Consider the following 6,000-nt stretch of genomic DNA (forward strand, 5'->3'; position numbering starts at 1 on the left):
ACGACACATGTAACAGGTCTGCCGCCCCACCGCACCTTTTCGGCGCGGGAGACGACACCCACGGGATTAGAAAGTCAATATGGCGAGATTGCGGCGCGACCGGGCCGAAGCCGTGAACGCCCTACTGCATCCGTTCCGGCAAAGTCTGGCTCAGCCGCCCGCCGATACGCAGAGGCTCGATGCGGACCGCCAGCCCGGTGCGGTCGTCGGTCTCCACATAGCAGCCGCAGACGGTGCCCTCCCCTTCCGCCGGGGACAGCCGTTCGGTCGGCAGCTTCCGCACCATCTTGGCCAGCGCCACCTCCTTCTTCATGCCGATGGCGCTGTCGTAATCGCCGCACATGCCGGCGTCCGACTGATAGGCGGTGCCCTTCGGCAGGACCATGTGGTCGGCGGTCGGCACATGGCTGTGGGTGCCCACCACCAGCGAGGCGCGGCCGTCGCAGAAATGGCCCATGATCATCTTCTCGCTGGTGGCCTCGCCATGCATGTCGACCAGCACGGCATCGACGCCGCCCGGTCCCAGCCGGTGCGCCTTCAGCACCCGGTCCACCGCGGCGAACGGGTCGTCCATCGGTTCCATGAACAGCCGCAGCAGCACGTTGACGACCAGCACCTTGCGCCCGCCGCGCGCCTGCAACAGGACGAATCCGCGGCCGGGCGTGCCTTCCGGGTAGTTCAGCGGGCGGATGATGCGCGGCTGCTGCTCGATGGTGCCGACCAGTTCCTTCTGGTCCCAGGTGTGGTTGCCGAGCGTCACCACGTCGATGCCGGCCTCGAAGAACTCCTCGGCGATCTTGACGGTGACGCCATAGCCGCCGGCCGAATTCTCGCCGTTGACCACGGTCAGGTCGGGGTCCAGCCGTTCGCGCAGCATCGGCATGTGCGCCAGCACCGCCTCGCGCCCGGCCCGGCCCACCACATCGCCGAAGAACAGAATCCGCATCGCCCAACCTTCCCGATAAGATCGGATCGCGTAAAATCGGTATCGATTTGAAGCGTGAATCCGATCGTCAAACATAAAGCTCACTTACGAATGCGGAGCGTCTCGCGCTCCGTCACGATCCAATCCAGCCGCTCGTCATGGCCGTCCACCGGCACCGCCGGTATTTCCTGCGCCGCGAAGGCAACGCCGACCGCGACCACCGCCCCGCCATCGCGCAAGCTATCCAGCGTCCGGTCGTAATAGCCGGCACCATAGCCCAGCCGATGCCCCGAGCGGTCGAAGGCCAGCAGCGGCACCAGCAGCAGCAACGGCCGCAGCACAGCACGCCCCTCCGCCGGTTCCTGGATGCCGTAACGGCCGGCCGCCATGGGCGCCTCGGGATCCCAGTCGCGGAAGACCAGCGCGGTCCCGCGCGGCCCCGAGACCGGCAGCCCGACCGTATGACCGAGTTCTTTAAGATGGAGCAAAGCCGGCCGCGCGTCGAGTTCGGAGCCGAGCGGCCAATATCCCCCGGCGTCGCCGCGCGGCAGATGCCCGTCCGACGCCAATTCGGCGATGCGGTCGCGCACGGTGGCGGATGCGGCGGGGCGGTCGGAGTCGGCGATGGCGTCGCGCCGGACGCGCGCCTCGCGTCGGGCGGCGTCCTTGGCTTGCGGGTCGGTCATCGCGGACTGCACGGCAAGGGAGAAAAGGGTGGAAGGTGCCGCCTCGGCCGGTGGCCATATGCCTATCCTCCATGGCCTGCATGAGCAGGTGGGCGCCATATACCCGGCCCTATGGGCCGGACAGGGACAGCTCCCTAGAGATCAAGGTTATCGGCCCTGGGGATTATTGCAGCCTGTCGAACCAGGCAGCGGTCCTTCCGTGTACCAATCTAGGCGCGCTCGAGCCGCGCGGCAACCTCTTCGATGCGTTTTGCCACACGATCGAGTTCGCCGACCACCGCGCCCTCGTCCACGGCAGGGGCGATGCCCTTGCCGGACATCACGTCCTGCAGTTCGTCGGCCAGCACCAGACAGGTCATCAGCATCATCTGCGCCTCCGACCCGCTGCGGCCGCCGCCGGTCAGCCGGCGCAGACGCTCGTCGACGTAGGCCGCCAGTTCCCGCAGCCGCGCTTCCTGGCCGTCCTCGCACAGCATGCGATAGAAGCGGCCGTTCACTTCGATGTCGACCTGGGCCATGGCGTCAGCTCTCCAGCACTTGTTGCAGTCGGGTGATGGCGACCTCCAGCCGCTGGGATACCGCCTCGGCGGTGGCCTGGGCGGTCGCCCGGTCCGCCCGCGCGGTTTCCAGCGCCTGCGACAAGTCCTGTTCGCGCCGGACCACCCGCTCATCACGGGCCGTCGCGGCATGTTCCAGCCGGTCCACAGCGCGGCCGAGACGGTCGAGAGCGGCTTTCAGGGAATCCATGGACGTCAACCTCGACCTGTGGGCACGTCATGTTCTAGGCGTAGAAGCTCGATCGGCGCTGCGCCAAGCCGAACCGCTGCCTTATCGCAGCGCCTAGAGTTGGGCCGGCACACCGACCGCGTCAACCGTCACGACGGCTTGTTCCACCGAATGCCCATACGGAATACCGGGGCGTGACGGAAGGCCGCAGCGGATGCGACAGTGACGAAACAATGCCGGACGGAGCGCATCCCACACGGAAGAGGGGCCTCTGCCATACCATTTCCTACCCCATTCCCATGTTGACCTGCGGACGGCGGTTCTGCATGGTGCGCCCGTTTCGCGGCGCCTTCCAAGGCGACCGCGCAACGTCCGTTGCCGACGCCGCAACCGCGCCCGACTCCGCAGGAAACGCCAGATGTCCGCTGCCTCCGCCCAGCCCTCCCTCCACACGATGGCCAGCGCGATCCGCGCGCTCTCCATGGACGCGGTCGAGGCCGCGAAGTCCGGCCACCCGGGCATGCCGATGGGCATGGCCGACGTCGCCACGGTCCTGTTCACCCAGTTCCTGAAGTTCGATCCGAAGAACCCGTCCTGGCCCGACCGCGACCGCTTCGTGCTGTCGGCCGGCCACGGGTCGATGCTGATCTACTCGCTGGCCTACCTGACCGGCTACGAGCGGATGACCATCGACGAGATCAAGCGCTTCCGCCAGCTGGGCAGCCTGACGCCCGGCCACCCGGAAGTCGACCCCAGCCTGGGCATCGAGATGACCACCGGCCCGCTCGGCCAGGGCGTCTCCACCGCGGTCGGCATGGCGCTGGCGGAGCGGATCACCAACGCCCGCTTCGGCGACGAGCTGATCGACCACTACACCTACGTCATCGCCTCGGACGGCGACCTGATGGAGGGCGTCAGCCACGAAGCTTGCTCGCTGGCCGGCCATCTCGGGCTGAACCGCCTGATCGTGCTGTGGGACGACAACCACATCTCCATCGACGGTTCGACCGACCTCAGCTTCACCGACGACACCCAGGCGCGCTTCCGCTCCTACGGCTGGAACACCATCGCCGTCGACGGCCACGACACCGACGCCGTGTCGAAGGCCATCGCCCAGGCCCGGACCTCCACCGACAAGCCGACGCTGATCGCCTGCCGCACCATCATCGGCAAGGGTGCGCCGAACAAGGCCAACACCCACGGCTGCCACGGCTCGCCGCTGGGCGCCGACGAGGTCGCCGCGACCCGCACCGCCATCGGCTGGACCCATGAGCCCTTCGTCGTTCCCGACGAGGTTCTGTCCGCCTGGCGCGCCGCCGGTTCCCGCAGCGCCGACGCCTATGCCGCCTGGGCCGGCCGCCGCGCCACCCTGACCGATGGTGCCGGCAAGGCGTTCGACGAGGCCTTCGGCCGCGGCGTTCCCTCCGCCCTGGCCGACACCATCGTCGCCTTCAAGCAGAAGGTCAGCGCCGAGAAGCCGAGCTGGGCGACCCGCGTCGCTTCCGGCAACACGCTGGAGGTCCTGGTCCCGGCGATCCACGAGCTGATCGGCGGCTCCGCTGACCTGACGCCGTCGAACAACACCAAGGTCAAGAACACCGCCGACGTGAAGGGCAAGGGCGAGTTCGCCGGCCGTTACGTCCGCTACGGCGTGCGCGAGCACGGCATGGCGACGCTGATGAACGGCATGACGCTGCATGGCGGCATCATCCCCTACGGCGGCACCTTCATGCAGTTCGCCGACTATTGCCGTCCGTCGATCCGTCTGGCCGCGCTGATGAAGCAGCGCACGATCTTCGTTATGACCCACGACTCGATCGGTCTCGGCGAAGACGGCCCGACCCACCAGCCGGTGGAGCATCTGGCCGCTCTGCGCGCCATCCCCAACCTGCTGGTCCTGCGCCCGGCCGACGCGGTCGAGACGGCCGAGTGCTGGCAGATCGCGCTTGAGGCCACCGGCAGCCCGTCGGTCCTGGCGCTGACCCGCCAGAACGTGCCGACGCTGCGCACCGAGCACACCGCCGACAACCTGTCCGCCCGCGGCGCCTATGTCCTGGCCGAGGCCGAGGGCGAGCGCAAGGCGACCATCCTCGCCACCGGTTCGGAAGTGTCGCTGGCGATGGAGGCCCGCAAGGCCCTGCAGGCCCAGGGCATCGGCACCGCCGTTGTGTCTATGCCGAGTTGGGAACTGTTCGAGCGCCAGGACGATGCGTACAAGGCGTCGGTGCTCGGCACCGGCGTGCGCGTCGGCGTCGAGGCGGCGATCCGTCTGGGCTGGGACCGCTGGCTGGGCGCGAACGGCGCCTTCGTCGGCATGGCCGGCTTCGGCGAATCGGCCCCGTACCAGGAACTGTACAAGCACTTCGGCATCACCGCCGAAGCGGTCGTGGACGCCGTTAAGGCGCGTCTCTGAGAGAAGCCGAAGGGGCGTCCAGCAGAATTCGGGCGCCCCATATCCAACTGGAGGAAGTCATGGCTGTACGGGTAGCGATCAACGGTTTTGGCCGCATCGGCCGTCTGGTTCTGCGCGCCATCTACGAGAGCGGCCGCAAGGACGTGGAGGTCGTGGCGATCAACGACCTCGCCGATCTGAAGGCCAACGCGCACCTGCTGAAGTACGACAGCGTCCACGGCCGCTTCCCCGGCACCATCGAGACCGGCGACGGTGTCCTCATCGTCAACGGCCACTCCATCAAGGTCGTGCAGGAGCGTGACCCGGCCAAGCTGCCGTGGAAGGATCTCGGCATCGAGATCGCCATGGAATGCTCGGGCATCTTCACCAAGCGTGCCGACGCCGCCAAGCATCTGGAAGCCGGTGCGCAGAAGGTGCTGATCTCGGCCCCGGCCACCGACGAGGACATCACCGTCGTCTACGGCGTCAACCACGACAAGCTGACCGCCGAGCACAAGATCGTCTCGAACGCCTCCTGCACCACCAACTGCCTGGCCCCGGTCGCGCATGTCCTCCACAACCTGGTGGGCATCGAGAAGGGCTTCATGACCACGATCCACTCCTACACGGGTGACCAGCGGATCGTCGACACCAACCACAAGGACCTGCACCGCGCCCGCGCCGCGGCCCTGAACATGATCCCGACCTCCACCGGCGCCGCCAAGGCCGTCGGCAAGGTGCTGCCGGAACTGAAGGGCAAGCTGGACGGCACCGCCATGCGCGTTCCGACCCCGAACGTGTCGGTCGTCGACTTCAAGTTCACCGCCAAGCGCGCCACCTCGGTCGAGGAGATCACCAAGGCGATCTCCGACGCCGCCAACGGCCCGCTGAAGGGGGTGCTGGCCGCCTACACCGAAGATCTGGTTTCGACCGACTTCAACCATGACCCGAACAGCTCGATCTTCGCGCTGAACGAGACCAAGGTCATCGACGGCAACTTCGTCCGCATCATGACCTGGTACGACAACGAGTGGGGCTTCTCCAACCGCATGAGCGACACCGCCGTCGCCATGGCGAACGCCAAGTAAGCCTCGCTTAGGCAAGAAAAGGGCGCCTTCCGCAAGGGAGGCGCCCTTTTTTTGTTGTGGAGGGTTCGACTGCCCCCTCCCCTCCCATGCTGCGCATGGGCCCCTTCCCTCCCATAGGCGCTAACATGAGAGGGAAGCGATAGACGGGTCGGGCGTGACGAATTGCGCTGGGCTGTGTTTTTC

General features: G+C 67.3%; 6 protein-coding genes and 1 other RNA gene. 2 read left to right on the forward strand and 5 right to left on the reverse strand.

Annotated elements, in window-relative coordinates:
• Window positions 1–121 precede the first annotated feature (121 nt).
• The 5 genes from FZ029_RS29720 to FZ029_RS29740 form a co-directional block, all read right to left on the reverse strand.
• Complete coding sequence (locus tag FZ029_RS29720; RefSeq protein WP_149273460.1) at window positions 122–946, reverse strand: TIGR00282 family metallophosphoesterase; 825 nt, start codon at window positions 944–946, stop codon at window positions 122–124.
• Window positions 947–1,026: 80 nt separating this feature from the next.
• On the reverse strand, window positions 1,027–1,611 hold the full coding sequence (locus FZ029_RS29725; protein ID WP_149273462.1) for a 5-formyltetrahydrofolate cyclo-ligase: 585 nt from the start codon (window positions 1,609–1,611) through the stop codon (window positions 1,027–1,029).
• A 31-nt stretch (window positions 1,612–1,642) separates the two neighbouring features.
• Window positions 1,643–1,806, reverse strand: a non-coding RNA gene (ssrS, locus tag FZ029_RS29730) — 6S RNA.
• Window positions 1,807–1,820: 14 nt separating this feature from the next.
• Window positions 1,821–2,129 carry a cell division protein ZapA gene (locus tag FZ029_RS29735; protein ID WP_085088805.1) on the reverse strand — a complete coding sequence of 103 codons (309 nt, stop codon included), beginning with the start codon at window positions 2,127–2,129 and terminating at the stop codon, window positions 1,821–1,823.
• 4 nt (window positions 2,130–2,133) lie between these two features.
• Complete coding sequence (locus FZ029_RS29740; protein ID WP_149273464.1) at window positions 2,134–2,358, reverse strand: hypothetical protein; 225 nt, start codon at window positions 2,356–2,358, stop codon at window positions 2,134–2,136.
• A gap of 397 nt (window positions 2,359–2,755) precedes the next feature.
• On the opposite strand from FZ029_RS29740, the gene tkt reads away from it, so the two are divergent.
• On the forward strand, window positions 2,756–4,750 hold the full coding sequence (gene tkt / locus FZ029_RS29745) for a transketolase (protein WP_149273466.1): 1,995 nt from the start codon (window positions 2,756–2,758) through the stop codon (window positions 4,748–4,750).
• 59 nt (window positions 4,751–4,809) lie between these two features.
• Entirely contained in the window at window positions 4,810–5,817 is a 1,008-nt protein-coding gene (gene gap, locus FZ029_RS29750; RefSeq protein ID WP_149273468.1) for a type I glyceraldehyde-3-phosphate dehydrogenase, read from the forward strand.
• Window positions 5,818–6,000 lie beyond the last annotated feature (183 nt).

The sequence above is a fragment of the Azospirillum sp. Sh1 genome (assembly GCF_008365135.1).
Classification (GTDB): Bacteria; Pseudomonadota; Alphaproteobacteria; order Azospirillales; family Azospirillaceae; genus Azospirillum; species Azospirillum oryzae.